The sequence below is a fragment of the Pseudomonas sp. P4_B3 genome (assembly GCF_056402295.1).
On sequence record NZ_JBFUHR010000054.1, the window covers coordinates 1 to 591 of the forward strand.

Here is a 591-nt window from a genome sequence, read left to right on the forward strand (position 1 = left end):
AGCGACGGCCTGGGCGGCGTCGACACCCAACTGGTGACCGTCACCATTACCGGCAGCAACGACGCGCCGGTGCTCAGCTTCGCGACCGGCAACGATGTTGGCACCGTGCAGGAAGACACCACGCTCAGCGTCAGCGGCCAGTTCAGCTCGGCCGACATCGATCACGATGCCACGGCGACCTGGACCATCAATGGCGCGTCCACCGGCACCTACGGTTCGATCGCCGTGGACACCACCGGCCAGTGGACCTACACCCTGGCCAATGGCAGCGACGGAGTTGCCAGTGCGGTGCAGTCGCTGAAGGCGGGCGAGAGCCATGATGACGTGTTTACGGTGCAAGTCAGCGACGGCCTGGGCGGCGTCGACACCCAACTGGTGACCGTCACCATTACCGGCAGCAACGACGCGCCGGTGCTCAGCTTCGCGACCGGCAACGATGTTGGCACCGTGCAGGAAGACACCACGCTCAGCGTCAGCGGCCAGTTCAGCTCGGCCGACATCGATCACGATGCCACGGCGACCTGGACCATCAATGGCGCGTCCACCGGCACCTACGGTTCGATCGCCGTGGACACCACCGGCCAGTGGACC

General features: G+C 65.8%; 1 protein-coding gene. It reads left to right on the plus strand.

Features of this window, described 5'->3' with window-relative positions; all coding sequences use genetic code 11:
* The coding region (locus AC1DWG_RS30410; protein WP_477788769.1) for a VCBS domain-containing protein at positions 1 to 591 on the plus strand (591 nt) is incomplete at both ends.